This window comes from Pseudomonas kielensis (genome assembly GCF_014236655.1).
Taxonomy (GTDB): domain Bacteria; phylum Pseudomonadota; class Gammaproteobacteria; order Pseudomonadales; family Pseudomonadaceae; genus Aquipseudomonas; species Aquipseudomonas kielensis.
Genome location: NZ_JACMYG010000026.1, coordinates 58,625 through 83,657, shown reverse-complemented (window position 1 = coordinate 83,657; position 25,033 = coordinate 58,625). Strand labels below are relative to the sequence as shown.

The following is a 25,033-nucleotide window of genomic DNA, read 5'->3' as shown; positions in this document are numbered from 1 at the left end:
CCTTGCGCCACCGAGCGTTGCAGCAGCGAAGAGCCGGCCTTGCGTGTGCTCGACAATCGGCAGGTGGCGTGCCATTACGCCGAGGACATGAACGACTGAGCCACCGTGCTTGGCAGGGCGCCTCTTTGCCCAGCCTGGAGATCTGCGTCAATGTCCGCCCCCCGGCCGATGCTGGTGAAAAAGTAGCCCTGGGCCTGTCCCCTGCCTGGCCTTCAGCAAAATCTCTGCATTGGCCAGCAGGGCTCCTTACAGAGCTTGAAGATCACGTAGTCTCCACGAGTCCTATCCGGCAATAAATTTGCTGTCAGGAGCACTGGATAAATGGATCAATCGATCAATCACTGCACGCAGTTTTGGCTGGATATAAGGCGTCTTGATCCAGATGGCGTGCATGGGTACATCGTCTCCCGCAAGCTCATCAAGTACGGATACCAAGGCGCCTGATTGAAGGTGCTCTTCCACTAACCATGTGGGCACTTGGGCAAGCCCGCAGCCCGCCAGAGCGGCTGAAAGGATTGCTTCGCAGTCTCCGATTTCATGCCGTACTGGAATCTCATAGGGCTCAGTCACACCCTCGTGGCTCTTGAGCAGCCAGCTATGCCGCAATGTCATTGGCCACCCGGTAACACACGAATGCTGCTGGAGATCTTCCTTGATAAGCGGGAAACCTCTTTGAGCAAAGTAGGCGGGAGAGCCACAGATAACCCTTCGTTGCTCACCCAGGCGACGTGCAACCAGATCTACGTTGTCATCAAGGTGTCCCACACGCACAGCCAGGTCTATACCGTCCCCCATCAAATCAACAGTTCGATCACTGAACGTAATTGATAGGTCAAGCTGTTGATGTTCTTTCGACAGCTCCAGCAAAGAAGGCAGGATATATCTACGACCAAATGCCGAGGGCAGATCAATCCGAACTCTGCCTGCCGGTACCCGCTGCTCGCTACCCAGTCGACTTTCGGCTTCATCCAGGATCGCCATCGCGTTTTGGCAGTCCGTGAGGTAAGAGTCACCATCGTTAGTCAAACTCACCCGCCTGGTAGTCCTGTGCAACAGCTTTGTTCCCAGGCGAGCCTCAAGGCGCAGGATGCTTTTACTCAGCGCTGAACCGGTCATTCCTAACGCCTGCGCGGCTACGGTGAAGCTACCCGCCTGCGCGACAGAAACGAAATTTCGAATCTCAAAAAATTGGTTCTTGACCATCACCATTGATTCCACGCAGGACTTAGAGATTGGAATTCTAGGGACTTAATCAACGTCTGTGAATCGCTTAGCCTTATCCAACGATACGAAATGAACTTCAAAGGTAAGGACTGAGCAGACATGAACCCAGTAAAGAATCTTCAAGACAAGATTGCCTTCGTACAAGGCGGCTCCCGAGGCATTGGCGCAGCGATCGTGAAACGCCTGGCCAGTGAAGGCGCTGCTGTCGCGTTTACCTATCAATCGTCAACGGTCGCGGCGGAAAAAATAGTCAGTGAGATCGTAGGTGCTGGCGGGAACGCCATCGCTATCCAAGCCGACAGCGCGAATCCAGAATTACTGCAGCAGGCTATCCGTCAGGCAACGGAACATTTCGGCGGGCTGGACATCCTGGTCAACAATGCAGGCATTCTTCCATGGGGCCCTTTGGAAGAACTCACACTCGCGCAGATCGACCTCACACTGGCCATCAACGTCCGCAGTGTCATCATCGCTAGCCAAGAAGCAACCCGTCACATGCGAGCCGGTGGACGCATTATCAATATAGGAAGCATTAACGCCGACCGAACCCCCATCGCTGGTGGTGCTGTTTATGCGATGAGTAAAGCTTCGCTTGTCGGCTTCACCAAAGGTTTGGCTCGCGACTTAGGCCCGCGCTCGATCACGGTCAATAATGTTCAGCCAGGCCCAGTAGAAACTGATATGAATCCGGCCAGTAGCGAAACTGCTGCGCAACTTAAAAAGCTAATGGCACTCGGTCGCTACGGAAAGGATAGTGAAATTGCCAGCTTCGTCGCCTACCTCGCAGGCCCTGAAGCTGCGTACATCACTGGCGCCAGCCTGAGCATTGACGGTGGATTTTCGGCTTAACGCTTAAAACCATTTCAGTGACCGACCTTGCAGCGATGTATGCAGGGGCGGGACAGCTTTGCCGTCATGCTGAGCCTCTCAACAGGCAGGCGCTTTCAACCAGAAGCAGCCTCCTTATCAGCGATCCGGGCGGCAATGCCCATAGATGACCCAGGCAAATCGAACGTCACTGGGCCTGACGCACCGGATAAATACCGGCAAGCCGCGCGATAACCACCCCCACGTAAAAGACGCCTGAAAACTCTTCCACCATCACCAGTGAGCGGGCGTGGTTGGTCAAGGGGATAACATCGCCATAACCGGTGGTCGTAAGCGTCGTGAAGCTGAAATAGATCAGCTTGAAGAAAGTACCGGGGTCTCTGAAATCGAAGTTCCCAGGGCCGAATGAACCCGCGGCGGAAATCTCCACCAGGGCATACATGAAGGACCAGGCGAAGGCCAGCATGATGTAGCCCGCCAGCGCACCGTGCAGCTTGTCGGCTGTAATGTGGCCGCGCTTGAGGAGGTAGCGAAGCACGCCGCTGAGCGAAATGGCGAGAGACGTGGCATAGGTTATCCCGGCCAGTTGAAGAGTCGCGACACTCTCAGTCCACAAGGCCGCCCATTGAAGGCCGATCCCGAACAACGCCAGGCACACTTTGAGGATGAACCCCAACCGGGTCTGCCGGGTGGCGAATGCGCCCACCAGCAGCACGGCCGAAAACAGAATGCCGAGCAACAGGCGAGCAAGCAGCCCCTCCTCAAGAAAGGGAAACAGCAGGATCAGCCCCAGCAAGAGCAGCAATAAATAAGTGCAAGGCCCCAGCCCGATCACCATCTGAGCTAAATCCGCCTCGGATTCGGCTTTATCTTGCGGATCTGTCATAGCGGTTTCCCTAATGCCGAAGTCATCCTCGACACCTGACGTTGCACGGGTGAATCCTGATTGGCTTGAGAATAGTTGGGAGTCGCGACTACCTATAAAAGAATTGAACCTGGCAGGTAGCCATAGGGTCGAAAACGCCAGTTCGAAGAACTTCACGCTCAAGCACCAAGCTCAATGGCGAGAATGGACGGCAGAGCGCGACCAGCGGGTTTTCCTCAAAGAACGACAAGGACGGACATGGGCATTTTAGATCGGTTGTTTGGTGGACGCTTTACCCTCCCGCCACCTGAGGAAACCAACCTCAGCGCTTCAGCAATCATGAAAGAACTGCGACCCGAGCGAAGCGATCCCACCGAGAAAAAAGCACTCGAGGCTTTTGCCCAAGCGCTGGTAGCGCTCATTCCGGAAAAGGAAGGGGGCAGACTGGTCCGGCGCGTTATGCGCAGATACGCGATGGGAGATGACGCACCCGGTGCCCTCTCGGAAGGATTTCTGAATGACCCAAAGGGACAAAAACTTGAACACCTCGTTCTCCTCAGCGTGGAGTGGAAGGGTTATGACGTGTTCGAGTATCAAGCGCCCTATTTGGTCAGTGCCAGCGGCGTGAAAGAACCCTACGTTTACGCGAGGCAAGAGGCGTCATCGATGCCAGAGGTTCTCCAACACTTTGATCAGTGGCTGGCGCGGTTCGATAAACGTTATCTCCACCTGGACTGCACGGGTGACAATTACGAAGGTGTGATTGTTGACACCCAGAAGCTGGGAGAAGTCATTGAGTTGGCGCAACGCGCTGGAATCAAAGCCAGCCTCGAGAGCTTCTAGCGATGGCGACTGGCGCAAACAATCGCCAGCCTTGATTCGGCACCTTCAACGGCCTTGAGGTGCCGAACGCGACCTCCCGAGCAGGCTCCCCCCGCTCAGGCCCAGCAACCCTGAGGATGCCCGGTGCGCTCTCAGGTGACGGTCCGCCTTCAACCCATCGCCGCGCTTGATGCCTGTTTGCTATCGCCCTAGATTGTCGGCTTTCATGGAGGATACTGACTGATGGCACGCGTAAGTTTGGTACTGACACCCGGTTTCGCAGACTGGGAATATGCATTCATCGCGGGAACTGGGTCGCCGTTCTACGGGATCGACGTCAGGTTTTTCGCCCCGGCGGCGGGGCAGTTCCACTCGCAGGGTGGATTGCCTGTCACCGTCGACAGCAATCTGCAGCACTGCCTGGACTGGCAATCGGATGTGGTGGTGATCATTGGCGGAACGGTCTGGGAAGGTGCCCATGCACCGGATATTTCAGACTTTCTTCAAGCCAGTCGTTCACGTGGCGCGACCATTGCCGGCATCTGTGGGGGAACGCTGGCACTTGCCAGGGCCGGGCTTCTGGACACCGTGCCGCACACCTCGAACACCCCTGAGTTCCTGCAGGACAATGCCCAAGGTTATGCCGGGCACTCGTTCTATCGAAGCAGTCCGCTCGCGGTCGTTGCAGACCGCATCATTACCGCGCCCGGCCCGGCCCCCGTCAGCTTCACCTGCGCAGTGTTCGAGGCGGCCGGGCTGCCTTCAGAGACCCTTGCGCAGTTCAGGTCGATGTTGGCGGCGGAGCATGGCACCGGGGCCGAGTAATCTGTTGTCGGTCAGCAACGCCACCCGCTATGGCTACCGCGCGTCGTGCCTGATCGGCGTCGGGCGGTTGCTGGCTTTCCTGCGGCAAGTCATTTGACCACCACCCATGCACCTCTTAGACAAAGAGCCCGAAAATGTAGGTCAATATCGCCAGAAAACGGGAGTGATTAGCACCAACACAGTCAGAATTTCCAGTCGCCCTAGCAGCATTCCAACGGTCAGTAGCCATTTGGCAGCATCCGGTAATGTTGAAAAATTACCGGCCGGCCCAATGATCGTGCCAAGCCCCGGCCCGACGTTACACACCGCAGTAGCGGCGCCGCTCAATGCGGTTGTCCAATCCAGTCCAATGAGAGCCAGGCCCAAGGCGATGGCGGCAATCGTGATGGTGAAAAAAAACGAGAAGGTCAAAAGCGAGCGCACGATCTCCTCATCAATGGGATGACCGTTGTATTTCTTCTGAATCACGGCTCGAGGATGGATCAACTGCTTCAAACTACTGACCAGCAGTGCGGCAGCCACCTGAAAACGGAAGATCTTAAGACCGCCTGCAGTGGAGCCGGAACATCCACCGACAAAGGTCAGATAGAAAAACAGCAAGACAGCGAAGCTGCCCCACAAGGTGTAGTCACCCACTGCAACTCCGGTGGTCGTGACGACCGAGGTCACATTGACTGCCACGATACGAAACGCATCCCACCATCCGTAATCGCTGTGAAAACACAGCCAGGTACCCACCGCCAGCGATGTGACGAGCAAGAACCCAATAAATCCGCGTACCTGGTGATCCTTGATCAGCGCACGCCGATTGCCCCGCAATGTCGCGACATACAAGGTGAAAGGCAGGCTGCCCAGAATCATGATGGCCACCGCCACCCAGTGAATCGCGGGTTGTGTCCAATGCCCAAGTGAGGCGTCCGACGTTGAGAACCCCCCCGTAGAGATCAACGACATTGCGTGGTTGACCGCTTCAAATGGCGTCATTCCAGCGAGCCAGAGTGCCAGAGCGCCGATGCCGGTAAGCCCCAGATAGAGCAAAAGGATGTACTTGGCCGCCACATGGGAACGTGGCGTCACTTTCTCCGACCAGTCTGAGGACTCCGTCTGGAACAGGCGCATGCCGCCTACTCGCAACAGCGGAAGGATCGCCACAGCCATGCCGATAAAACCGATACCTCCCAACCAATGCAGCATGGAGCGCCATATCAACAAACCGGGAGATGCGGTATCCAGACCGGTGATTACAGTCGAGCCTGTGGTGGTGATGCCGGACATGGTTTCAAAAAACGCGTCGGTGTAGCTGATATCGCTGATGAACACCATTGGCAACGCTGCGAAGGTGCACACAACCACCCAACTGCCAGTCGTCAGCAGGTACATATCCCTGGGACGCAGCTGGCCGGTATCCGGGCGTCCTCGCACGATCAACAGGAGGCCACAGATAAAGGTAATCAAACTCGACCAGAGAAAGGCCGACAGATCGTCGCTACGCTCATAGGCCACCAGTGTGATCATGGGAATAGCCATGCTTATGGCCAGCGTGATCAGAAAAATGCCTAGGATGAAGCCGATAAGTCGAATTGCAGCGAGGGACATAACAGAGCGTTCCAAATGATCACCGCGCAGTATTAGATACCGATACTCAAGCCCCCGTAAATTTTACGTAAAATTTCTACCGGCAATCCCCCGGACTGCATACGCCAGAGGATTTTCAATGAGCCCGTGTTCACCATCGAACGTGGTCCAACGATCGCCGATCTGCATTAGCCAAAAAAGTTCGTCGTGGGGTGGACAGGTAACTACACGCCGACCCCGTGATTGCACCCGCTAGTTACCCCGCCCTCCCCCAAACGACCACTCATCGCCGGCCGTCGTGGTGATGACCACCATGACGTCCTCCGCGTTCAGGCCCGTCGAACGCCCCAACTTCTCGACCAGGTCGCGGTAAAAACCCTGCTTGGTCTCGACACTTCGAGGACGGCCTGCGGTGATCGCGATGAGCACAAAGTCATGGCTGCGCGGCCCGCCCAAGTAGTGCGGATCAAATATCAGCTCGCCGACCTCATGCTGGTGTATGACCTGGAAACGGTCTGCCTTCGGCACTTCGAAGCTCTCGACCAAGGCATCGTGCAACCCCTCGGACAACGCCTGTAAATACTCGAGCGACTTCCCGCGGTGCAGTGAAATTCGTGCAAAGGGCATCAGCGGTTACTCCTGGTGTTCTGCAAGGCAAGCCTGAAGTTCACTGAGCACATTCAGCGCCGAAGCCGCCGTCGGCCAACCGGAATAAAACGCCAGGTGGGTGATGACTTCGGCCAGTTCGTCGGCACTCAACCCGTTATCCAGCGCACGTTGCAAATGGAACGGCAATTGCTCGAGCCGGTACAGCGCCACCAGCGCGGCCACCGTCGCCAGACTGCGCTCACGAGGCCCCAATTGCGGGCGTGTCCACATGTCGCCAAACAATACGTTGTCGGTCAGTTCGGCAAACTTCTGCGGGTAGCTGCTCTGCTGTTCCCGCCCCGTGACCCTCGATGCACTCATGATGTTTTCCCCCGAATGTCCCAATTGACGGGGGCAAACTATCAAGTCGCGACAATGCCGAATATCAGATTTAATGGCACCCATCATCCCGAATTAGTGGACCATTTCATGCGCCGCCCAACCTTCGACCTCGACGTACTGCGCACCTTCGTCACAGGCGTGGAGTTCAACAGTTTTGCCAAAGCGGCGGATCGCCTCGGTCGGTCGACGTCTGCCGTCAGCGCTCAATTGAAGAAACTCGAGGAGCAGATCGGCACGCCGGTACTGGCTAAATCCGGTCGCGGACTGGTCTTGACCCCCACGGGAGAAGCCCTGCTCAGCCATGCCCGTCGGCTGCTGGAGCTGAACGACGGCATCTTCCAGACCCTGCGTGAAAGAGAGACTGCCGGAAGCCTCTGCTTCGGGCTTCAAGAGGACTTTGGGGAACACTTCCTGAGCGAAATCCTGCGGCGCTTCGTCCAGACGTACCCGAGAGTGAAACTGGAGGTCCGGATCGCCCGTAACGCTGAATTGCTGGCGCTGATCCAAAGCGCCGATCTTGACCTGGCCCTGACCTGGGACACCGGGCACCAGTCGCCCTATGCCACGCGTCTGGGCGAGACACCGATGCACTGGATCGGGGCCCGCGATACGCCATTGCTGGGGGCCCTTGAAGCATCACCGCTGCCCTTGATCATGTTCGACGCGCCGTGCGTCATGCGCAGCGCCGCCACCCAGGCGCTGGATGCCGCGCAAATACCCTGGCGGATCGCCCTCACCAGCCCTAGCGTTGGCGGCATCTGGGCGGCCGTCACCGCCGGGTTGGGCCTGACGCTGCGCACCCGCATCGGCCTGCCGAGCCATCTCACTGTGGTTGCCGGCTTACCCCCCGTGCCAAGCCTTGGTTATGTGCTCCACAGCAATGGCGATGACCCCACGCCGGCCGCCCGCCAATTGGCCGCATTGATCAAAACGAGCCTGCAAGAACAGGCGTTTCGTTTCACGATGGCCAAGTAATCGACGGTACCCAAGGGTTCAGTTCGAGCGACACGCACAACAGGCGAGACACCGATCCACGGCCGACAAGGCCCTAGCCGGTGTCAGCCCTTGGTCAGATCAACCAACGGCGTCTGCCGCACCTCGGTCTCCCGCCCACCCTGAATCTCGCTCACCCGCTTCAAGGCCTTATCCACGGCCGCCTTGTCCGCCAACAAGCTGTAGCTGATGCGGAACTGCTTGTGCTCCTTGGGCCCAATGGTGGGGACCAGGTTCAGGGGCCGCTGATAACGCCGGTTGTAGGAAAAACTTGTTCCCGGCTCCAGCCCCGTGACATAGCCCTGGCCTTGGGTATCGGTGTTTTTCCACAGGGAAAACACCGGCAGTGTCTGAGTATTGAAGCCGACCGAAACGCCCAGGCTGCCGGCCTTGTTATGCAACACGGTCAACGTATCGCCCTTGGCATCGGCATACGGCACCACGTTGTAAACCGTTTCGTCGTAGTCCTTGGTCGGTGCGCGGTAGGTTTGCCACTCGGGCAGATCGCCCTTGGCCTTGTCGTTGAACGGCGACACCTGTTTCACCGGCGCGGCGAAACGAGCGCCCTGCTCCAGGAACGGCGTACTGAAGTTACTGTGATACAGCGCCTGGTATTCCTTCGGATAGTCGCCGTTGTTGGTCAGGGTGTCGTTGAGGGCGAACACTACGCTGCCGGGCTCGGTGACCAGTTCGGTCGCGACTGAGAAGTCGACCTTCTTGAACGCCTGCTCTTTCAGTTCGCCGCGCAGGGTGATGGCGTACGGCGGTTTTTCATCGATGTGCAGGGTGACTTTGTTCGCAGGAATGTTGGCGGCCCGACCGTGCAGGGTCAGCAGTTCGCCGTTGTCGACGCCGGGATGGCCGACCCATTCGTACCCGCAGCGGGTGACCAGCTCATTGAAACCTTCCAGCCAGCCCAGACCTCCGCGGCCATTGAGCTCGATGAAGGACGGATTGACCACTTCCTTGACCGGCGAATCCCAGCCCATGCGCACATCGCCGACCGAGGCCTGCAAGACGTTCATGCCGCGTGTCGGCACTACCGAGAGTTTCATCGTGCCGTTATCGATGTCGACGATGCTGACACCCTCCTGCCGACCGCCGTGCAAGGTGCGCAGGGTAACGCTGAAGGGGGTGTCGGTTTTTATGCCCAGTTGCTGGCTGGTGATCTGCCAGCTCTGGGCGGCTTTGTCGGTGTCGAGCAGAACGTAATCCCAGGCCATGGCCTGGGAGGCAGCGGACAGTACGCTGAGGGCAACAACGAGTTTGAGCGGGGTCATGGCAGCAGCCTTTCTTGGAGTTGTGCCATTTTTATAAACTCGATGAAACGTTTCAGCAAGCTTAAAAAGCGGCACAGCGCCGGCAATGAATCGATTCATGATCGCCGCCCCACTCCCATCTCGGTGGTCGAAGGGCTAGGCGATCCTGCTGACATTCACATAGTCTGTACCGCCTGCCGACGGCTGTAGGCTTATTCAAACCCCACCGGTGGGACGAAAACATAAGGAGTGTTTCAGATGCTGCGAGTGGATTGGCTCGATAATCAAATGGATAAATGCGGCCTGATGGCCGAATGGATTTATCGGGAATTCAGTTACGAGTTTGCGCAACAATCTCTTTCGAGTTGGCAACAGGAATTCGCTGAAGGACAGCGTGATGGCAGTTGGAAGTGTCTGATCGCAACAGAACAAGACCAGTTGCTGGGCGGCGCCACGCTTGCCAGTAGCGACCTCTCTGACCGACCCGATCTAGGCCCATGGCTTGCGTGTGTTTTCACCGCCCCTGAAGCCAGGCGCAGAGGTCTCGCAACGCAGTTGATCGAAGGCATCTGCAGCCATGCAAAAGATGCTGGATTCACGACCTTGTACTTGCACACCCACAGCCAGAGTCATTACTACACAAAGCTCGGCTGGACGGTGTTGGAGCGCTTTGAGGTTTGGGGCAAAGAGCACTGCCTCATGTCACGGAGTTTGTAGCCAACGCCGACTTCGACATTCCTGGGCTGACGCCACCCACCTGGCAGTCTCTGTTGGATCATGAGTACGAGCCGTGGGTGCGCCAGCCAAAAACCCAGCGTGGCGCAGCCCGTTCTTGAATCAGGGTTGCTTGCGGAAGAACAAGGTGATCTGGCCGACCTCCACCCCAAACTTAGTCATGAACGAACGATTGATCATCGTGTTCTTGTCCATCAGGTACATCCAGTCGTCCAACTGAACCTGATACACCTCGCCGTCCACCGGTAGGCTCAGCACGTATTTCCAGCGCAGTGTATTGCCTGCCACCTCACCCAGCGCCTCGCCCACCACGTCGCCAGCGGTTCCGCGCCATTGACTGGAGCCAACCGGGGTCAACGTCCACACTCGTTTTTGCCGGGTACCGTCGCTGTACGTAAACGATTCGTCGAGTATCAGCTTGCTGCCTTCGGAGTGGCCAATGATCTCCACATGGAAGCGCTTGGCAACCAGGCCAGAGCGCTTTTGAAACATACCCCAGGCTTCAACCCGACCCTCGAAGAATTCTCGCAGCTCAAGCGTGGGCGTCTCCTGGCTGTAGCTTTGCACATCCACCGGGCTGCAACTTGCAAGGCCAAGACACAGCAGCAGTATCCCTATCTTCAACATGTGCATTTCCTCAGCGGTCTCAGGGTTTAGCTGCACCCAGCAATTGGGCGCGCAGCTCCGGGTTGCGTGTTCGGGGGTCAAGCCATATCGAAAAAAAGGCTTTGGCGAACGCAACATCGCTCACCACATGCCGAAGGTGCTCTCCGACGTAAAAGCGCGCGCCCTCCCCCGGCATATAAACGCCGGTGATGCGGTCACCGGCACGCACATCGACAAGCGCCTGGAACATCTCCGACTCCCAGCGGGCCATCAGCTCGGCATCCAGGCCGTTGGGCGACAAGCGACGGATTTCCTTGAGGCTGGCCTGAACCAGATCATCGCGACTGATAGCGCGCCGGTAGGTCAGCTCCAGCGCAAAAGGCACATCCGCCCCCAGGGTTTCACCGGCAATCAGGCGTGAGCTCCAGAACTGCGCGCTGTAAATGGAAAACCCGAACACGCGCAACTCCCCGGAACCCAGCCGGCGAGCATTGGGAATAGCCTCGCGCCAATCAGCAAACAGTTCTGCGCTCTGGAGCATCAGAACAAAACAGATAGCGTGGCGGATAAAGCGGCCCGTCTGCCTGGTCATGCAAAGCCCTCGATATGACGCAATCGGCACCTTTAAAAGTTATACCAAATGCTTATTTTGTACAGGAAATATCTCAAACTCGACTGCCCCCACCAAAACGGACGGCAGCGATCCCGGCGAAATGACTTAATTACGATGGATTTGAAGACGATCTACGCCGAAAAAAGAGGTTAGTGCGAGGAAGGTTTTGACGAAAATACTCCATCCGCGAGGGGGGCCAGGGGCTGGCTTCGGCACGCGTTAATGAGCCGGTAGCGTCGCCTGGTGATCTGGCGTCAGCAATAGGGGCTGGAAATGGCGATTATCAGCGGGCTTTTTAGGCCTTATCTGCACAAAACATATACAAACGCATCCGATAGGTACAACAAAAAGGCGATGACCACTCACGCCTTCCTTTGACGGTGAATGCCCGCGCTGCGCTTGGAAAACAAAGCCCCGGCGGCGATTTGTTGAGATTTGCAGTGATCGGTATCAGGCACCACGAGTGGGTCGCGCATAGCAGCGCTGGCTTTTTCGATGTGCTGGTTCAAACCCAATATTCTGTCGTTCAGCACATTTTCACTCCCGCGGGCGTTCACTCATGAAACTTGCCAGCGAGCAAAATTGCGGTATAGCGCTGCCATACGCTCAATACAGAATCTGTAATGGGTCGATTGCGATGGGTCGTTACAGGCAGCAACCGGCCAATAGCGGTCTATCGACAACGGCACACACAGTGTTGAAAATGAGCCCGGCTCTCAGCGCCTGCCGTCTATCAACAATTTTCAGGGAAGAACCATGCAACCATCACTCAATCGGATAATGCTGTACGTCAGAAATGTTCAGGAGACTTGCGATTTTTATCAGCGCCATTTCGGCTTTGTCAGCGAGCGTGATGCTGATGACCGGGTCGTCGAATTGAGGTCTGCGAACGGCGGTGCGATTCTAATGGTTCACCTAGCGGCAAAAAGCGTCAAGACAGGCCAAGTCACCGTCAAACTTGTCTTTGACATCGAGGATGTCGATGGCTTTAAGGAAAAATGCCTGACGCAAGGACTGAAGTTTGGAGCCACACACAAGGCCGACGGCTATACCTTCGCTAATGCCAAAGACCCCGACGGCAATTCGATTTCCATTTCTAGTCGAGCGTTTGCCGCACCCTAAAACTAGTCACTGCTCCATCTGGAGTTGTGAGTCTGCTGATGACGTTTTCTGCCTCTCGCGACGGGCAGAAAACGGCCAAAAGCGGACATGCTCATGTCAACTACGCCCAGCACACTGGCTCTAATTATCCCGGCGTCGTTCTGGTTGGAGGCAAGTCTGCTGTCGATTCACGACTCGCCGCCAACAAGTCTCACTCTGTGGCAGTCAGACGGTCCAAGTTTTTGACCGTTTGATGAGCGAACATCAATCGGCATCAGAGGCTGGCCGGACTCGTTGTCTATCAGCACGGAACGCGTCTCCTGCGGCTTGAACAGGAAACGTTCGCCCCACTGCCTGAGACTTATCACAACTGGAAAGATCTCCCTTCCTTTTTCCGTAAGAACGTACTCCTTGTAGGCACTGCCATCTGACGCCGGTCGAATGTCGAAAACGCCGACCTCAACCAGCGTCTTCAGTCGCGATGCCAGAATATTCTTGGCCACGCCCAAGCTCTTTTGGAATTCGCTGAACCGGCGAATGTCGTCAAAAGCGTCGCGGATGATCATGAGCGACCAACGATCCCCAATGGCCTCCAGCGTCCTTGCTACCGGGCATTCGCTGCTGTGTGGTGAGGCATATTCTTCCATCTTTTTGACCTTGTGCGGTGTGGGGTGGCCAAGTCTGTCCACCAGTCTGGCGCAATGTGGTTGCAATTTAAAACCTGATGCGGCAACAATGAAATCTAGTTTCTAATTAAAACCAGATTAGCACCATGGAGGTGCACATGACAGCAGATGCCGACTCAGTCACCAAGCGGTTCTCCAGACATCCTTCGCAATTGCTGCATTCAGATACCGCTGAGAGCAGCAGCTGCGACCGCTCTCCAGGGCTTTCTCCGGCGCTGACGTTATTGTTATCTATCACCTGCGCACTGACCGTAGCCAACGTTTACTTCGCGCAACCGTTACTCGACTCAATGGCACTCAGCCTGGGTGTGGCCTCATCAATGATCGGCGTTGTGGTGACGGCCACTCAGGTTGGTTACGCGTTGGGGTTGCTGTTCATAGTCCCGCTGGGCGATTTGATAAACCGCAAGCGGCTGATTCTGACGCAGGTACTGCTGTCGGCGGCGGCGCTCGCGGCGGTCGGTGCGGCACAGCAGTGGCTGGCCCTGTTGGGCGCCATGATCATGATGGGCTTGTTGGCAGTGGTCGTTCAGGTATTGGTGGCATACGCGGCCGCGCTGGCAACACCCTCACAACGCGGGCAATCAGTCGGGACAATAACCAGTGGAATTGTCCTGGGCATTCTTCTGGCTCGGTTTACCTCTGGCCTGATTGCGGACATCGCGGGCTGGCGCGCCGTTTACTTCGTGTCCTCAGGATTGATGCTGACCATCGCGACGGTGCTGTGGAAAGTGGTTCCTGTCGCGGCGGCGCCAAGGCACAAAGATTCCTACCTGGCGCTCATCAGTTCACTCTTCAAACTATTCATCACCGAACGCACCTTACGCACCAGGGGCCTTCTGGCTTTACTGATCTTTGCCGCGTTTTCCGTGCTGTGGACATCCATGGTGCTGCCACTGAGCGCACCGCCGCTGTCGCTTTCACACACGGCCATCGGCCTGTTTGGATTGGCCGGCGTCGCCGGCGCCCTTGCTGCCAGTAAAGCCGGTCGCTGGGCCGATCAAGGCCTGGGGCAGCGAGTGACCGGTATTTCGCTGGGGCTCCTGACACTGTCCTGGTTGCCCATCACGTTTGCCGAGACGTCCCTCATCGCACTGGTCTGCGGCGTAGTCTTGCTCGACTTCGCGGTGCAAGCAGTGCACGTCACCAACCAGAGCCTCATTTTTGCTGCACGACCCGACGCCCAAAGTCGCATGGTCGGCGCCTACATGTGCTTCTACTCGGTCGGCAGCGCACTGGGAGCCGCAGCGGCGACCCAGGTTTATGCGCTTTGGGGCTGGATTGCAGTAAGCCTGCTGGGCGCCTTGATCAGCGCTACTGCCCTGGTGCTGTGGTTTTTCACGTTTCATTTTTCAACAACCCATCAAGGAAGATCAGCATGAGAGCCAGGCACCTACTGCTCGCAATCTCGATTACTGCCATATGGGGCTTGAATTTCTCGGTTATCAAACTGGGCCTCACCAGTGTTGACCCGCTGATTCTTGCTGGCATTCGCTTCACGCTTTGCGCACTTCCAGCGATCTTTTTCATTCCGAAACCCGATGTGCAGTGGCGCTACCTCATTGGTTACGGTCTGGTCTTCGGTATCGGACTTTGGGGCGTCGTTAACCTTGGTATTAAGTCTGGTCTTTCCGCAGGGATCGCTTCGCTTGTGCTTCAGTTCAGCGCATTTTTCACCATCCTGCTGGGCTCATGGATATTCAAGGAAGCGATTTCCCGCTACCAACTTGCGGGTATGGGTATCGCCTCCTGTGGTTTGTTGAGCATCATCTCAATTGTTGATGGGACAGTAACGACGGCCGGGCTGGTATTGGTGCTGATGGGAGCGGTCGCCTGGAGTGCAGCCAACGTGATCAACAAAAAAGCGAAGACCACCCAGGTCTTCGCTTTCCTGGTGTGGTCCAGTGCGTTTTCACCCATCCCTCTTTTCGCGCTGGATTACGCTGTTAACGGATCGACGGGTTACAGCGCACTGGTGAATCAACTCGACTACCGCGCCGTCCTGTCGATCCTGTTCCAGGTCTACCCCAATACACTGTTCGGCTACTGGGTGTGGAATTCACTTCTGAAACGATATCCAGTGTCTACAGTCGCGCCATTGTCGTTATTGGTGCCGGTATTCGGACTGCTTGGTTCAGTCATGATTTTCAGTGAGAGCCTGTCAGCCAACAAAATCGTTGCAGTGGTTCTAATTGTGTCGGGTCTTGGCGTCGGCTTATACGGACAACGCGTCATCAGTGCGGTGCTCAAGCGTTCTGACCGATGCCCATCGTGATGTAACAGCATGAGCTGGAGATCTTCTGAACACTGCTGAAACCCACCATGGATTCAGTCGATATAGATGACTGGCTAAAGGGGCGCCAGGTGCCCTTCGCGACAGGCAGCAATCGGCCACTTTGCGCTTGCTTTCAATGTCAGTTAGGGGTCGTTTTCTGCCTCTCGTGACGGGCAGAAAACGGCCAGAGGCGGTCATCAAGTGTCTAGATAAGCCGGGACGGTTCAATGCTTCAACTTTTTGACTCAGTGGCGATAACGGCGCCGACGATAATCAGCAGTGCGGGAATAATCAGGATCGGGCTGGCATGGCTTTGCCCTATGGCCACCAGCAGCAGGGTCGAGATCAGGGGGGCCAGATAGGAGAGAGCGCCGAGCATCGCCAGGCTGCCGTGCTTGGTGGCGTGGTCCCAGGCGAAAAACGCCAGGCCCACCGGCCCCAGGCCAAGGCCGACGATGGCCGCCCATTGCCCGGTGCTTGGAATGACCGCGGTTTCAAACGCCAGATGGCAGACCAGGCCGGCCACTGCGACGAGGCCACAGATGCCACCAATGATGCTGCTTGGCACGTCGCTGAAGCGGCGGTTGATCACCGAATAGGACGACCAGACCAGCGCGCAGGCGAAGGCGGCCAGGTAACCGGCTACCGGCATGGCGGCGGCTTCACCCGAGGCGCGCTGTTGCATGATGAACGCCGTACCGGCCAACCCCAGCAGCGCGCCGAGCAATTGGCGTTTGCGCAGCCGTTCCCCCGCGCTGAAGGCCGAGAGCAGCACAATCAACAATGGCCACAGGTAGGCAATCAGACTCGCCTCGGTAGCCGGGGCAGCCTTGAGGGCGAAAAAATACAGCGCGTGGTAGGCGAATATCCCGAGAAAACCGACCGCCCATACCGACCAGGGCTGACGCCAGCTGCGAAACCCCGCCATGCCGTTGCGGCCAAGGATGCACAGGCTCGCCACAAACGCAACGGCAAAACTCAGGGTCAGCAGTTGGAAGGGCGGAATGCCTTCGGTGAGGCTGGTCAGCAACGCCAGGCATGACCACAGGAACACCGCGATCACGCCGATGGCGGTGGCCGAGGCTGCGGCTCTGACAGACACCTGTGTTTTGGCAGTGTGCGTCGCTTCGGTCATCTACGCCCCGTCTGATTTATCCTTGTCAGTGGGGCAATGATAGAAAGGTCCGGCCGGGCGGGTATTGATGAGCACTGCTGAAGATTTGTTCAGGCCTGCCGGACTCAACTTACCCGCGAACTTCGGCGCACCGCGGCCGGGGTCAGGTCGCGGTTCTTTTTCAGGGCGTGGGTGAGTGCGCTTTGATCGGCATAACCGACGCGGTGGGCGATCTCGGTGATCGACAGCGCGGTTTCGCACAGCAAGTCGATAGCACGGTTGAGGCGCAAGGTGGCGATATGCGCAAAAGGCGTGCTCTTCAAATGCCGAGCGAACAGTACGTAGAGTCGCCGCTCGCTGGTACCTGCCACCCGTGCAATCTCCATGGCGCTGAGCCGGCTGTCCAGATGGCTTTCGATGTAAGCGAGAGCCCGTGCCAGGGTGAACTGACCATGCTCAGGGATGATTCCGGGCGGTAGCGTCAGCGAAGACAGCAGCAAAGTACTCCAGGACTCCGCCACCTGAGGTGAACTGGTCAGCAGGGGCGCGCTGCGGCTGGCGTAATCGAGTAAATGGCGGATTTCCGGGCGTACCGGGAAAAAGCGTTTGCCGGCCAGGAGTCTGGTCGACAGGTCGACATACTTGGGCCCGCCGAAGGTCGTCGCCGGCACGTCGAGCACCAAAAAGGTATTGGTCTTTTGCGCCAGAAACGCATGGCGAGCACCGGCAGGAATTACCACGCCCTGACTCCAGTCGACCTTGCCGCCCCGACCGTCGACTTCGATGTCCATGGAGCCGGACTGCGGCAGCACGAGCTGATGAAAGTCATGATCGTGCAGTTCGACTTGGCCCGAATACGAACGAAGGGCCAGTGAAACCGCTGGGTTGTCGTGACTGCCCATAGCGCATCTCCGTTGGCTCAGTTTCACATCATGCCTGAGTCAGAGAGCCCGGTGCCACTCCCGCGAGCGCTCAGGAGAGATGCGACGGGTCATCGTTTTCCAATGACTGCCCGGTCGTTATTCCTGCTTGATTGACTGGAAAAGGGGACGAAAAAGGGGACATTCATTAGCCTCCCCAAACGACCGCTCTTGGCCGATTCTGTTGAAAAAGTCGGCCATGGTTTCCACGGTAGAGAAGTATGCGTTTGAGATTGAAATCTTCACGTTGAGCAGAGGATTCGCGGCTCAGATTTCGCATAGCGACGCGCAAAAAAGGCATGTTGAGCAGTCAGTACGTGGGCAGTCTGGAAGTACCGACTTTTTCAACAGAATCGGCCAAAAGCGGGCGTTCGCTAATAATGACCCAGTAGCGCTGCGATGACTCACTCAGCGCAGAGGGGATCTGCTTAACGTTTTCCGCAGGTAGCTTGCTGACGAAGGGCACAAATGCTTGAACTGAGCTGTCTGGGAAATTGCGACAGGTGCCTTATCCCTATCAAGCCGTTCGTACCCGTTGGCCGTGAAAAAATCAACAGCACTTTGGGTCAACAAATGCAGTCGGTCTGCGCCTCGGGAGACCGCGTATTGTTCCAGTTCCGACAACACCGCCGAGCCCAGTCCTGCTCCACGATGCTCCTCGCAAACGACCATAGATCGCAATAGTAGATCGGGACCAGTACCCTCCAACCCTCCGTAAGCAACCATTTCCCCATCCACGTCGAATCGGTAAAACTGTCGCCCGGGATCGCTCACATCATCGTAGGGCAATCCAGCTTGACTCAGGGACGCGCGGAGCTGATTCAAACCGCTCGCTTCTACTTCAATCATCTGCATTTTCAGTGCTCTTATAGGCTCTCTGATACTCAATGCTAGCAGGCTCAATCCTTATCACCGATCAATCGACGACGGCACCTGAATTCGTCCGCTTTGGGTCGTTTTCAGCCGGTCGCGACAGGCAGAAATCGGCCAGAAGAAGACATCAGGTGTGTCTGAGAATTAGAGGCGATTGAGGGCTGAAAAATCCTATATCAGTAAGAACTGATAGCGGCAATTTGCTGCATATCAAGACGTGTTTCGGCTTGAAGATTCAAAAGGATCATCAAACGACGGATTTTCTAATCCTCCCTGACAAAAGGAGGAATGGCGATGAACCGTTTCCTCAACCACTGATGAAGCTCGGCTACGGCCCGCGATACTTGCCCACGGTGGGGGCAGGCGAAACTCAGAGGGTACACGTCACCGGGAAAATCAGTCAGCAGCACCACGAGCCTTCCCGCTTGCACATCGACGCTGACATCCAGCCAGGACTTGTAGGCGATACCTTCACCTTCCAGTGCCCAGCGGCGCACCACATCGGCATCATCGCTAAACAACGGGCCGGCGACTTGCACCGTTTGCGTGCCCAATTGCCAGCGGTCATGCAGTCGGCCGCTTTGTAGGTAGGGCAGGCACGTGTGACGCAATAGGTCTTCTGGCGTTCGTGGCGCGGTACGGCGTGCCAGATAGTCCGGCGACGCCACCAGTACCCGGCGGTTCAATGGAACTAGGGGCAGGGCAATGTAGTTAGCGTCTTCGTTCAGGCCATAGCGGATGGCCACGTCCACCGGGTCGCGAAACAGGTTGCTCACTTGATCGGAGAGCAGAAAGCGTAGGTTCAACTCAGGATGCAGGTGCCGAAAATCCGTGAGCCACGGCAGTAAGATATTGCGTCCCAGATCAGACGGGGCGGCGATCTGCAGGGTACCGCGCAGTGGTGCATTGTCACCGCGCAGGTTCGCCCGTCCTTGCTCCAGGTGCTCGAGCACTGACCGAGCTGTGGGCAAGTATTGCTCGCCTTCAGCGCTGAGGCGCAGGCTGCGCGTAGTACGGGTAAATAGGCGCACCCCCAACTCCCGCTCCAGCCGCTTAATAGCGGCTGAAACCTGCCCCGGCAGCAAATCAACTTCGACCGCCGCTGCGGTAAAGCTGCCCAGGGCGGCGCTGCGCAGGAACAGCCCAAGATCATCGATACGAATCATTTTCCCTCCAGCAGTGAAAGTGTTACTGCATTGTGTTGATTTTTCTTTGTAGTGGGAAAGGTAAAGATGCACGCAACCCCATCATCAATGAGTTGTCATGAAAGCCATTGCCTTTACCGAGCACGGTCTACCTATCAACGACCCGCGCTCCCTCCAAGACGTGAACATCGCCGCACCTATGCCAGGCCCTAGGGATTTACTGGTGGAAGTGGAAGCGGTTGCGGTCAACCCGGTGGACACCAAAGTCCGTTCCGGTAGCTTCGCCAAAGAACCGAAAATACTCGGCTGGGACGCGGCCGGCACCGTGCGGGAAGTGGGCGCCGACGTCAGTTTGTTCAAGCCTGGCGACAAGGTCTACTACGCCGGCTCGCTGACCCGGGCAGGCAGTTACAGTGAACTGCAGGTAGTGGATGAGCGCATTGTCGGGCACCGGCCGCAGTCATTGAGCGCTGCCCACGCTGCTGCCTTACCGCTGACATCGATTACAGCCTGGGAATTGTTGTTTGATCGTCTAGGCGTCAGCGAAGGCGGCAGCGATGGCGATGTATTGCTGGTAGTCGGTGCTGCCGGCGGTGTGGGGTCGATGCTGGTACAACTGGCTCACGAGCTGACCGGCATGACCGTGATTGGTACCGCTTCGCGCCCGGAAACCGCTGACTGGGTCAAGCGCATGGGCGCCGACCATGTGATCGACCATCGCCAGCCGATGCTGGCCCAATTGCAGGTTCTGGGGATTGGCGAGGTCAGTTATGTGGCCAGCCTGACGCACACCGAGGAGCACCTGGCGCAGTTGATCGAAGTGTTGCGCCCTCAGGGTCGCCTGGGGGTGATTGATGATCCAAGCAGCCTGGATGTGATGCCACTCAAGCTCAAGTCTTTATCCCTGCATTGGGAACTGATGTTCACCCGCTCACTGTTCGAAACCCCGGACATGATCAACCAGCATCACCTGCTCAATCGCATTGCCCAACTGATCGACCAAGGCATTTTGCAGACCACACTGGGTGAGCATTTTGGGGTCATAAATGCCGCCAATATGCGCCGCGCCCACGCGCTGGTCGAAAGCAACAAAGCGCGGGGCAAGATTGTTCTAGAGGGCTTTGCATGAACACCTTAATCAGATCGATGGGCTTATCGTTACTGGTGTTGTTGATCGGCGGATGCGGCAGCCAACACCCAACCCTTTCTTCTGACGGAACTACCGCTATGCAAAAATCATTGATATCCATCGCCGTACTCAAGGCCAAGCCAGGCAAACAGCAGGCGCTCAAGCAAGGCTTGTTGGCGTTGGTTGAACCAACGCGCACCGAGCCCGGTAATCTTGACTATGTGCTGTTTGAGCTGCGCGATGAACCCGGCACTTTCTACATGCGCGAAGCGTTCAAGGACCAGGCGGCCCTCGATGTGCATTTTGCAACGCCGTACTTCAAGCAATTTGCGGCAACCGCCGATAGTTTGCTCAAGGAGCCTTTGCAACTGATCTTCCTTGAGCAGGTCTCGAACTGAGACAGCCTCGTTTCACATGCCGTCTTGTGAATCGCTCCTGATTTCTCAGACACATCGAATGTCTGCTCCTGGCCGTTTTCTACCTCTCGCGACAAGCAGAAAACGGCCGATTCTATTAAAAACAGTCGGAACGCCTGCTTTACACGCCCCCACCTGAAATCCGACTCCGGAAGCCTCTCCAAACCATAAAAACGTCAATCTCCAACACCTACTTTTCTGATACGCAAACCAGACCGACCTTTTCAACAGAATCGATCAAAGTCGGTCTCCCCTCCCCAGCAAGCAATCCTGGTCCAAAACAAAATCCCAGGTTATCTACCGATATCAATCCACGCCGCTGCAGGCCGGCGGGCTTTTCCGTTCGTCTGTTCTTGCGGTCAACAGCTGAATGAGGTGCGCATCCAAAGTTGCACCACCTATGCTTAGCACACCCCTCTTTAGAAGACGTCGTGTTCCATGCCTGAAGCCCGTGCCGGCAGGTTATTGACCTAGAGGCTGCGTGCTCCAGCTGCCCATCCTGAACAGGCGGGTCATCGATGTATCAGAACTTAGCGCTGCTTGCCGCCTTCCTCCTGACCTACAGCATCTTTGCGGGGCGCTTGGAGTCCAGTCTGCTCAATGGCCCGCTAATGTTCATGCTGGCCGGTCTGATTCTCGGCCCGGCCGTTCTGGGCATTATGCAACTCCAGATTGACAGGTATGGCCTCAAGTTCCTGGCGGAGCTGACACTGGCGATTGTTCTGTTCAGCGATGCGGCCAACGCCGACCTGAAGGTCCTGCGGGCCAATGAAGGACTTCCGTTGCGCTTGCTGATGGTGGGGCTGCCCCTGACCATCGCAGCGGGTTGGCTCGTCGGCATATGGCTGTTCCCACAGGTTCCACCGTTGGAAATAGCAATACTGGCGACCCTTCTGGCGCCCACCGATGCGGCGCTCGGCAAGGCGGTGGTGAGCAACCCCCAGGTTCCCGCGTCCGTGCGTGAAGGGCTAAACGTTGAGAGCGGGTTGAATGACGGAATCTGCGTCCCCGTGTTGCTTGTGTTTTTGGCATTGCTGGTTGAACAACAGACACAGTCCCCCCTCTCACTGGCGTTCGAGTTAGTCATCGAGGAGCTGGGCATCGGTGCATTGATCGGTGTCAGCCTGACGCTCATCGCCTGGCGGTTGCAGCGCTACTCCGCAAAACACCAATGGCAAACGCCCATGTGGTCACAGTTGACCCTGCCCGGGCTCGCCATTCTGTGCTTTGCCACCGCGCAGACACTGGGTGGCAGCGGGTTTATCGCCGCGTTCGTCGGTGGGTTGCTCGCCAGCTTTCTGTTTACCGAGCAAAAGCACCAGATGCTCAAGGCCAGCGAAGAGTTCGCCAGCCTGCTATCGGTCATCACTTGGGTCGTATTTGGCGCACTGGTGATCCCTTGGGCCTGGAGCAGTCTCACCCTGAACATCTGGCTTTACTCGGTGCTCAGCTTGACCGTGATTCGCATCCTGCCCGTGCTGATCAGCCTGGTGGGAACACGCTTCGATTTCGAAACCCGCCTCTTCATCGGTTGGTTCGGCCCACGAGGCCTGGCCAGCATTGTCTTCGCCGTCATGATATTGGCCTCCCCTCTACAGGAAAGTCGCACCTTGGTGGCGACGGCGGTCTGTACCGTTTTACTCAGTGTGCTGCTGCACGGCCTGACTGCCAATCCATGGGTCGCGCGGCTAGCCAATCGTAATCATTGATCGTTGTCAGAAACACCACCGCGTTGAGGATGCCCTGGGCTTCGGCGTCAACGCTGCTCATGGAAGCGGGTTTGAAAGTCAGCTATAAGCTTTTACCCCCTTGCGTGACATACGGTGATCCCATTGGCAGCGATCCAACATTGCATGTATTGCCCACCGCCAGTAATGGCGCGTCGGACCTGAGCCTCGAGCATGTCTGAACGTTTGAGCAAACTGCTGCTAGGTCCCCTGCTCCTGCTGCAGGGCCTGTACACCCGGCGGGTCACCCCGCGGTTGCCGGAAGCCAGCGGTGCACGCCAGGGCCTGGCGGGCAACGGCGCGCGCCTGCGCTTGCTGATTGTCGGGGATTCGGCCATTGCCGGGGTGGGTGCCGCGACCCAGGATGAGGCCTTGAGCGGGCAACTGGTCGCTCGGCTGGCTGAGGGCTTTCAGGTGAGCTGGCAGCTCTGGGCGCAGACCGGGCTGGATTCCCAGGGCCTGCTGGAACTGCTCGACAGCCAGGACGCGCAGCCCTTTGATGTGGCGGTGCTGGGCATCGGTGTCAACGATGTCACCAGCAGCCTTGGCGCCGATCAATGGCTGATACGGCAACAGCGCCTGCTGGGGGTCTTGAAGGACAAGTTCGCAGTGCAACAGTTGGTCATTTCTCCACTGCCGCCGATGCACCTGTTCCCCGCACTGCCCCAGCCGTTGCGCTGGTACCTGGGCAACCGGGCCAGGCGCTTCAACCAACACCTGGCCACCCTGATCGCTGCCCAGCCATCCTGTAGCCTCCTGACCCTGAGCCTGGCCCCGGAGGCCGGCATGATGGCCGCCGATGGTTTCCATCCTGGGCCTGTGATCTACAGTCTCTGGGCAGAGCACGCCGCCCGGGCCATTACCGGGCAGCGGCACACGGATAAAAACCCAGGAGTCGAACATGTCTGAACTCAACCTGTCCCCCAACGTCGCCACCGCCCTGGCCCAGTGGCACGCCATGCTCGACCAGGGTGACTTGCGCGCACTGCCCGAGTTGCTGGCCCCCGAGGCGGTGTTCCGCTCGCCCATGGCCCACACGCCCTACCCCGGCGCGCCGGTGGTGGCGATGATCCTCAACACGGTGTTCCAGGTGTTCGAGGACTTTACCTACCACCGCGAACTGGCGAGTGCCGACGGGCTGAATGTGGTGCTGGAGTTCAGTGCCCGGGTCGGCGACAAGCAACTCAAAGGCATCGACATGATCCGCTTCAACGCGGAGGGGAAAATTGTCGAGTTCGACGTGATGGTGCGGCCGATGAGTGCCTTGCAGGCCCTGGGGGATGAGATGGGCCGGCGCCTGGCTGCATACCTGGCGGCGAGCAAGGCCTGATGGCCCAGGCGCCAGCCTGGATTTAAGCGCAAGACACCGGGTGCGAGGTGGCGCACGGACGACTAGTCTGTCCGCCATACCTTCACTGCTGCCCCGGATGACCCATGCCTTATGACCGCGCCCGCCAGTTCCTCGCCGCTCTTGACGACGACTGGGCGCGGCATGTCGCGGCCATCGGCCCATGCCTGCATGAACCCAAGCCAACCCGCGATCCCTACGAAGCCCTGGTGCGGGCCATCGCCTATCAGCAACTGCACGTGCGGGCCGGCGATGCGATTGTCGGGCGTTTGCTCGCGCTGTTCCCGGGGCAGCCCTTCCCCAGTGCCGCGCAGTTGCTGGCCAGTGACGGTGACGCGCTGCGCCGCTGCGGGTTCTCCGCGAGCAAGGTCGCGACTATCCAGGGCATCGCCGACGCCACCTTGAGCGGCATAGTCCCGGATTACCCCACAGCGCAAGCCATGGACGACGAGACGCTGATTGCGCGCCTGACGCCGTTGCGCGGGGTCGGTCGCTGGACCGTGGAGATGCTGCTGATCTATACCCTCGAACGCCCGGACATCCTGCCCGCCGACGACTTTGGCGTGCGTGACGGATACCGCCGCCTCAAGGGCCTGGAACAGACGCCCACCCGTAGACAGATGCTCGAGCTCGGCCAAGCCTGGAGCCCGTATCGGACGGTTGCCGCGTGGTATTTGTGGCGAGTGCCCAGAGGATGAAAACCTACTGGCTGCTCAACGAGAAACGGCAAAAGATCGCCAGCCCGGTGCCCGGCCTGTTGGGCGGCCACCGGCGCTCGAAGATCTACGGTCGCCTGGATTGCCCAGGCGCCTTGCGTGCCATCGCCCGGGGCGGCTACGTCACTCATCGGGTGTTTTTTGCCGATGAGGCCGCCGCCCTGGCGGCCGGTTTCAGGCCATGTGCGGTGTGTTTGCCCGAGGCTTATCGGGCGTGGAAATACGCCCGATGACCACCCCGGCGCGGC

The 25,033-nt window shown here is 57.7% G+C and carries 29 protein-coding genes and 1 pseudogene; 16 read left to right on the top strand and 14 right to left on the bottom strand.

Translation table 11 applies throughout. The features are described from left to right. Window positions 1-282 precede the first annotated feature (282 nt). The gene (locus H7995_RS21350; protein ID WP_166591953.1) at window positions 283-1,203 is read right to left on the bottom strand and encodes a LysR family transcriptional regulator; all 921 of its coding nucleotides are present in this window, start codon (window positions 1,201-1,203) and stop codon (window positions 283-285) included. Between the two features lie 120 nt (window positions 1,204-1,323). Between H7995_RS21350 and H7995_RS21345 the strand changes: the two genes are divergently transcribed. Continuing rightward, the gene (locus H7995_RS21345; protein WP_185818814.1) at window positions 1,324-2,073 is read left to right on the top strand and encodes a 3-oxoacyl-ACP reductase family protein; all 750 of its coding nucleotides are present in this window, start codon (window positions 1,324-1,326) and stop codon (window positions 2,071-2,073) included. 166 nt (window positions 2,074-2,239) lie between these two features. Here the strand turns inward: H7995_RS21345 and H7995_RS21340 are convergent, their stop codons facing one another. Then, complete coding sequence (locus H7995_RS21340) at window positions 2,240-2,938, bottom strand: potassium channel family protein (RefSeq protein WP_185818813.1); 699 nt, start codon at window positions 2,936-2,938, stop codon at window positions 2,240-2,242. A gap of 237 nt (window positions 2,939-3,175) precedes the next feature. Here H7995_RS21340 and H7995_RS21335 point away from each other — a divergent pair, with 237 nt between their 5' ends. The 3 genes and pseudogenes from H7995_RS21335 to H7995_RS21325 all read left to right on the top strand — a co-directional run. Continuing rightward, entirely contained in the window at window positions 3,176-3,760 is a 585-nt protein-coding gene (locus H7995_RS21335; protein WP_166591956.1) for a DUF6630 family protein, read from the top strand. A gap of 222 nt (window positions 3,761-3,982) precedes the next feature. Next, window positions 3,983-4,564 (top strand): DJ-1/PfpI family protein, encoded by a 582-nt coding sequence (locus H7995_RS21330; protein ID WP_166591957.1) that lies wholly within the window; start codon window positions 3,983-3,985, stop codon window positions 4,562-4,564. After that, window positions 4,545-4,643: pseudogene (locus H7995_RS21325) on the top strand (LysE family translocator); the annotation flags it as partial. The gene H7995_RS21330 and the pseudogene H7995_RS21325, both read left to right, overlap by 20 nt. Window positions 4,644-4,705: 62 nt before the next feature. On the opposite strand, the gene H7995_RS21320 reads toward H7995_RS21325, so the two are convergent. From H7995_RS21320 to H7995_RS21310, 3 genes are all read right to left on the bottom strand, one after another. Continuing rightward, window positions 4,706-6,160, bottom strand: coding sequence for a TrkH family potassium uptake protein (locus H7995_RS21320; protein ID WP_166591958.1), 1,455 nt, complete (start codon window positions 6,158-6,160; stop codon window positions 4,706-4,708). A 231-nt stretch (window positions 6,161-6,391) separates the two neighbouring features. Beyond that, complete coding sequence (locus H7995_RS21315; protein WP_166591959.1) at window positions 6,392-6,766, bottom strand: tautomerase family protein; 375 nt, start codon at window positions 6,764-6,766, stop codon at window positions 6,392-6,394. Between the two features lie 6 nt (window positions 6,767-6,772). Beyond that, window positions 6,773-7,108: a carboxymuconolactone decarboxylase family protein gene (locus H7995_RS21310; RefSeq protein WP_166591960.1), complete on the bottom strand. Its 336-nt coding sequence runs from the start codon at window positions 7,106-7,108 to the stop codon at window positions 6,773-6,775. A 108-nt stretch (window positions 7,109-7,216) separates the two neighbouring features. Between H7995_RS21310 and H7995_RS21305 the strand changes: the two genes are divergently transcribed. Beyond that, window positions 7,217-8,104, top strand: coding sequence for a LysR substrate-binding domain-containing protein (locus H7995_RS21305; protein ID WP_166591961.1), 888 nt, complete (start codon window positions 7,217-7,219; stop codon window positions 8,102-8,104). Between the two features lie 83 nt (window positions 8,105-8,187). Here H7995_RS21305 and H7995_RS21300 read toward each other — a convergent pair whose 3' ends face one another. Continuing rightward, window positions 8,188-9,402 carry an aldose 1-epimerase family protein gene (locus H7995_RS21300; RefSeq protein WP_182340871.1) on the bottom strand — a complete coding sequence of 405 codons (1,215 nt, stop codon included), beginning with the start codon at window positions 9,400-9,402 and terminating at the stop codon, window positions 8,188-8,190. Between the two features lie 237 nt (window positions 9,403-9,639). On the opposite strand from H7995_RS21300, the gene H7995_RS21295 reads away from it, so the two are divergent. Further along, on the top strand, window positions 9,640-10,098 hold the full coding sequence (locus H7995_RS21295) for a GNAT family N-acetyltransferase (RefSeq protein ID WP_166591963.1): 459 nt from the start codon (window positions 9,640-9,642) through the stop codon (window positions 10,096-10,098). Window positions 10,099-10,218: 120 nt separating this feature from the next. On the opposite strand, the gene H7995_RS21290 is transcribed toward H7995_RS21295, so the two are convergent. The 3 genes from H7995_RS21290 to H7995_RS21280 form a co-directional block, all read right to left on the bottom strand. After that, window positions 10,219-10,743 carry a DUF3833 domain-containing protein gene (locus H7995_RS21290; protein ID WP_166591964.1) on the bottom strand — a complete coding sequence of 175 codons (525 nt, stop codon included), beginning with the start codon at window positions 10,741-10,743 and terminating at the stop codon, window positions 10,219-10,221. 19 nt (window positions 10,744-10,762) lie between these two features. Then, window positions 10,763-11,314 carry a chalcone isomerase family protein gene (locus tag H7995_RS21285; RefSeq protein ID WP_185818812.1) on the bottom strand — a complete coding sequence of 184 codons (552 nt, stop codon included), beginning with the start codon at window positions 11,312-11,314 and terminating at the stop codon, window positions 10,763-10,765. A 383-nt stretch (window positions 11,315-11,697) separates the two neighbouring features. Then, a complete protein-coding gene (locus H7995_RS21280; protein ID WP_166591966.1) occupies window positions 11,698-11,868 on the bottom strand; it encodes a hypothetical protein in 171 nt (56 codons plus the stop codon). Between the two features lie 223 nt (window positions 11,869-12,091). Here H7995_RS21280 and H7995_RS21275 point away from each other — a divergent pair, with 223 nt between their 5' ends. Further along, on the top strand, window positions 12,092-12,457 hold the full coding sequence (locus tag H7995_RS21275) for a VOC family protein (protein ID WP_166591967.1): 366 nt from the start codon (window positions 12,092-12,094) through the stop codon (window positions 12,455-12,457). Window positions 12,458-12,624: 167 nt separating this feature from the next. On the opposite strand, the gene H7995_RS21270 is transcribed toward H7995_RS21275, so the two are convergent. Further along, window positions 12,625-13,083 carry a winged helix-turn-helix transcriptional regulator gene (locus tag H7995_RS21270; protein ID WP_166591968.1) on the bottom strand — a complete coding sequence of 153 codons (459 nt, stop codon included), beginning with the start codon at window positions 13,081-13,083 and terminating at the stop codon, window positions 12,625-12,627. A 137-nt stretch (window positions 13,084-13,220) separates the two neighbouring features. On the opposite strand from H7995_RS21270, the gene H7995_RS21265 reads away from it, so the two are divergent. Next, the gene (locus tag H7995_RS21265; protein ID WP_166591969.1) at window positions 13,221-14,504 is read left to right on the top strand and encodes an MFS transporter; all 1,284 of its coding nucleotides are present in this window, start codon (window positions 13,221-13,223) and stop codon (window positions 14,502-14,504) included. Continuing rightward, complete coding sequence (locus H7995_RS21260) at window positions 14,501-15,397, top strand: EamA family transporter (protein ID WP_185818811.1); 897 nt, start codon at window positions 14,501-14,503, stop codon at window positions 15,395-15,397. Before H7995_RS21265 ends, H7995_RS21260 begins: the two co-directional genes overlap by 4 nt. 232 nt (window positions 15,398-15,629) lie before the next feature. On the opposite strand, the gene yddG is transcribed toward H7995_RS21260, so the two are convergent. From yddG to H7995_RS21240, 4 genes are all read right to left on the bottom strand, one after another. Then, window positions 15,630-16,532, bottom strand: coding sequence for an aromatic amino acid exporter YddG (yddG, locus tag H7995_RS21255; protein WP_166591970.1), 903 nt, complete (start codon window positions 16,530-16,532; stop codon window positions 15,630-15,632). A 104-nt stretch (window positions 16,533-16,636) separates the two neighbouring features. Beyond that, a complete protein-coding gene (locus H7995_RS21250) occupies window positions 16,637-17,413 on the bottom strand; it encodes a helix-turn-helix domain-containing protein (RefSeq protein ID WP_185818810.1) in 777 nt (258 codons plus the stop codon). A 426-nt stretch (window positions 17,414-17,839) separates the two neighbouring features. Beyond that, a complete protein-coding gene (gene arsN2, locus H7995_RS21245; RefSeq protein ID WP_166591972.1) occupies window positions 17,840-18,286 on the bottom strand; it encodes an arsenic resistance N-acetyltransferase ArsN2 in 447 nt (148 codons plus the stop codon). A 281-nt stretch (window positions 18,287-18,567) separates the two neighbouring features. Next, the gene (locus H7995_RS21240) at window positions 18,568-19,470 is read right to left on the bottom strand and encodes a LysR family transcriptional regulator (protein ID WP_166591973.1); all 903 of its coding nucleotides are present in this window, start codon (window positions 19,468-19,470) and stop codon (window positions 18,568-18,570) included. 97 nt (window positions 19,471-19,567) lie between these two features. On the opposite strand from H7995_RS21240, the gene H7995_RS21235 reads away from it, so the two are divergent. The 7 genes from H7995_RS21235 to H7995_RS21205 all read left to right on the top strand — a co-directional run bounded on the left by H7995_RS21235 (window position 19,568) and on the right by H7995_RS21205 (window position 25,018). After that, complete coding sequence (locus tag H7995_RS21235) at window positions 19,568-20,578, top strand: zinc-binding alcohol dehydrogenase family protein (RefSeq protein ID WP_166591974.1); 1,011 nt, start codon at window positions 19,568-19,570, stop codon at window positions 20,576-20,578. Window positions 20,579-20,676: 98 nt separating this feature from the next. Next, a complete protein-coding gene (locus tag H7995_RS21230; protein WP_166591998.1) occupies window positions 20,677-20,976 on the top strand; it encodes a putative quinol monooxygenase in 300 nt (99 codons plus the stop codon). A gap of 536 nt (window positions 20,977-21,512) precedes the next feature. Continuing rightward, on the top strand, window positions 21,513-22,703 hold the full coding sequence (locus tag H7995_RS21225) for a cation:proton antiporter (protein WP_182340877.1): 1,191 nt from the start codon (window positions 21,513-21,515) through the stop codon (window positions 22,701-22,703). A 192-nt stretch (window positions 22,704-22,895) separates the two neighbouring features. After that, the gene (locus tag H7995_RS21220; RefSeq protein ID WP_185818809.1) at window positions 22,896-23,630 is read left to right on the top strand and encodes an SGNH/GDSL hydrolase family protein; all 735 of its coding nucleotides are present in this window, start codon (window positions 22,896-22,898) and stop codon (window positions 23,628-23,630) included. Continuing rightward, window positions 23,623-24,051, top strand: a complete 429-nt coding sequence (locus H7995_RS21215; protein ID WP_185818808.1) for a nuclear transport factor 2 family protein — start codon at window positions 23,623-23,625, stop codon at window positions 24,049-24,051. Before H7995_RS21220 ends, H7995_RS21215 begins: the two co-directional genes overlap by 8 nt. Before the next feature lie 104 nt (window positions 24,052-24,155). Then, complete coding sequence (locus H7995_RS21210; RefSeq protein ID WP_182340880.1) at window positions 24,156-24,767, top strand: DNA-3-methyladenine glycosylase family protein; 612 nt, start codon at window positions 24,156-24,158, stop codon at window positions 24,765-24,767. After that, entirely contained in the window at window positions 24,764-25,018 is a 255-nt protein-coding gene (locus H7995_RS21205) for an Ada metal-binding domain-containing protein (protein ID WP_166591979.1), read from the top strand. Before H7995_RS21210 ends, H7995_RS21205 begins: the two co-directional genes overlap by 4 nt. Window positions 25,019-25,033 lie beyond the last annotated feature (15 nt).

What these genes read in the sequence shown, in the direction of transcription:
- H7995_RS21235 (WP_166591974.1), top strand. Translation starts at nt 19,568, where the DNA reads ATGAAAGCCATTGCCTTTACCGAGCACGGTCTACCTATCAACGACCCG.
- H7995_RS21330 (WP_166591957.1), top strand. Translation starts at nt 3,983, where the DNA reads ATGGCACGCGTAAGTTTGGTACTGACACCCGGTTTCGCAGACTGGGAA.
- H7995_RS21260 (WP_185818811.1), top strand. Translation starts at nt 14,501, where the DNA reads ATGAGAGCCAGGCACCTACTGCTCGCAATCTCGATTACTGCCATATGG.
- H7995_RS21210 (WP_182340880.1), top strand. Translation starts at nt 24,156, where the DNA reads ATGCCTTATGACCGCGCCCGCCAGTTCCTCGCCGCTCTTGACGACGAC.
- H7995_RS21225 (WP_182340877.1), top strand. Translation starts at nt 21,513, where the DNA reads ATGTATCAGAACTTAGCGCTGCTTGCCGCCTTCCTCCTGACCTACAGC.
- H7995_RS21310 (WP_166591960.1), bottom strand. Translation starts at nt 7,108, where the DNA reads ATGAGTGCATCGAGGGTCACGGGGCGGGAACAGCAGAGCAGCTACCCG.
- H7995_RS21345 (WP_185818814.1), top strand. Translation starts at nt 1,324, where the DNA reads ATGAACCCAGTAAAGAATCTTCAAGACAAGATTGCCTTCGTACAAGGC.
- arsN2 (WP_166591972.1), bottom strand. Translation starts at nt 18,286, where the DNA reads ATGCAGATGATTGAAGTAGAAGCGAGCGGTTTGAATCAGCTCCGCGCG.
- H7995_RS21220 (WP_185818809.1), top strand. Translation starts at nt 22,896, where the DNA reads ATGTCTGAACGTTTGAGCAAACTGCTGCTAGGTCCCCTGCTCCTGCTG.
- H7995_RS21205 (WP_166591979.1), top strand. Translation starts at nt 24,764, where the DNA reads ATGAAAACCTACTGGCTGCTCAACGAGAAACGGCAAAAGATCGCCAGC.
- H7995_RS21320 (WP_166591958.1), bottom strand. Translation starts at nt 6,160, where the DNA reads ATGTCCCTCGCTGCAATTCGACTTATCGGCTTCATCCTAGGCATTTTT.
- H7995_RS21265 (WP_166591969.1), top strand. Translation starts at nt 13,221, where the DNA reads ATGACAGCAGATGCCGACTCAGTCACCAAGCGGTTCTCCAGACATCCT.
- H7995_RS21350 (WP_166591953.1), bottom strand. Translation starts at nt 1,203, where the DNA reads ATGGTCAAGAACCAATTTTTTGAGATTCGAAATTTCGTTTCTGTCGCG.
- H7995_RS21215 (WP_185818808.1), top strand. Translation starts at nt 23,623, where the DNA reads ATGTCTGAACTCAACCTGTCCCCCAACGTCGCCACCGCCCTGGCCCAG.
- H7995_RS21240 (WP_166591973.1), bottom strand. Translation starts at nt 19,470, where the DNA reads ATGATTCGTATCGATGATCTTGGGCTGTTCCTGCGCAGCGCCGCCCTG.
- H7995_RS21295 (WP_166591963.1), top strand. Translation starts at nt 9,640, where the DNA reads ATGCTGCGAGTGGATTGGCTCGATAATCAAATGGATAAATGCGGCCTG.
- H7995_RS21230 (WP_166591998.1), top strand. Translation starts at nt 20,677, where the DNA reads ATGCAAAAATCATTGATATCCATCGCCGTACTCAAGGCCAAGCCAGGC.
- H7995_RS21335 (WP_166591956.1), top strand. Translation starts at nt 3,176, where the DNA reads ATGGGCATTTTAGATCGGTTGTTTGGTGGACGCTTTACCCTCCCGCCA.
- H7995_RS21275 (WP_166591967.1), top strand. Translation starts at nt 12,092, where the DNA reads ATGCAACCATCACTCAATCGGATAATGCTGTACGTCAGAAATGTTCAG.
- H7995_RS21315 (WP_166591959.1), bottom strand. Translation starts at nt 6,766, where the DNA reads ATGCCCTTTGCACGAATTTCACTGCACCGCGGGAAGTCGCTCGAGTAT.
- H7995_RS21250 (WP_185818810.1), bottom strand. Translation starts at nt 17,413, where the DNA reads ATGGGCAGTCACGACAACCCAGCGGTTTCACTGGCCCTTCGTTCGTAT.
- H7995_RS21340 (WP_185818813.1), bottom strand. Translation starts at nt 2,938, where the DNA reads ATGACAGATCCGCAAGATAAAGCCGAATCCGAGGCGGATTTAGCTCAG.
- H7995_RS21270 (WP_166591968.1), bottom strand. Translation starts at nt 13,083, where the DNA reads ATGGAAGAATATGCCTCACCACACAGCAGCGAATGCCCGGTAGCAAGG.
- H7995_RS21300 (WP_182340871.1), bottom strand. Translation starts at nt 9,402, where the DNA reads ATGACCCCGCTCAAACTCGTTGTTGCCCTCAGCGTACTGTCCGCTGCC.
- H7995_RS21290 (WP_166591964.1), bottom strand. Translation starts at nt 10,743, where the DNA reads ATGTTGAAGATAGGGATACTGCTGCTGTGTCTTGGCCTTGCAAGTTGC.
- H7995_RS21305 (WP_166591961.1), top strand. Translation starts at nt 7,217, where the DNA reads ATGCGCCGCCCAACCTTCGACCTCGACGTACTGCGCACCTTCGTCACA.
- H7995_RS21285 (WP_185818812.1), bottom strand. Translation starts at nt 11,314, where the DNA reads ATGACCAGGCAGACGGGCCGCTTTATCCGCCACGCTATCTGTTTTGTT.
- yddG (WP_166591970.1), bottom strand. Translation starts at nt 16,532, where the DNA reads ATGACCGAAGCGACGCACACTGCCAAAACACAGGTGTCTGTCAGAGCC.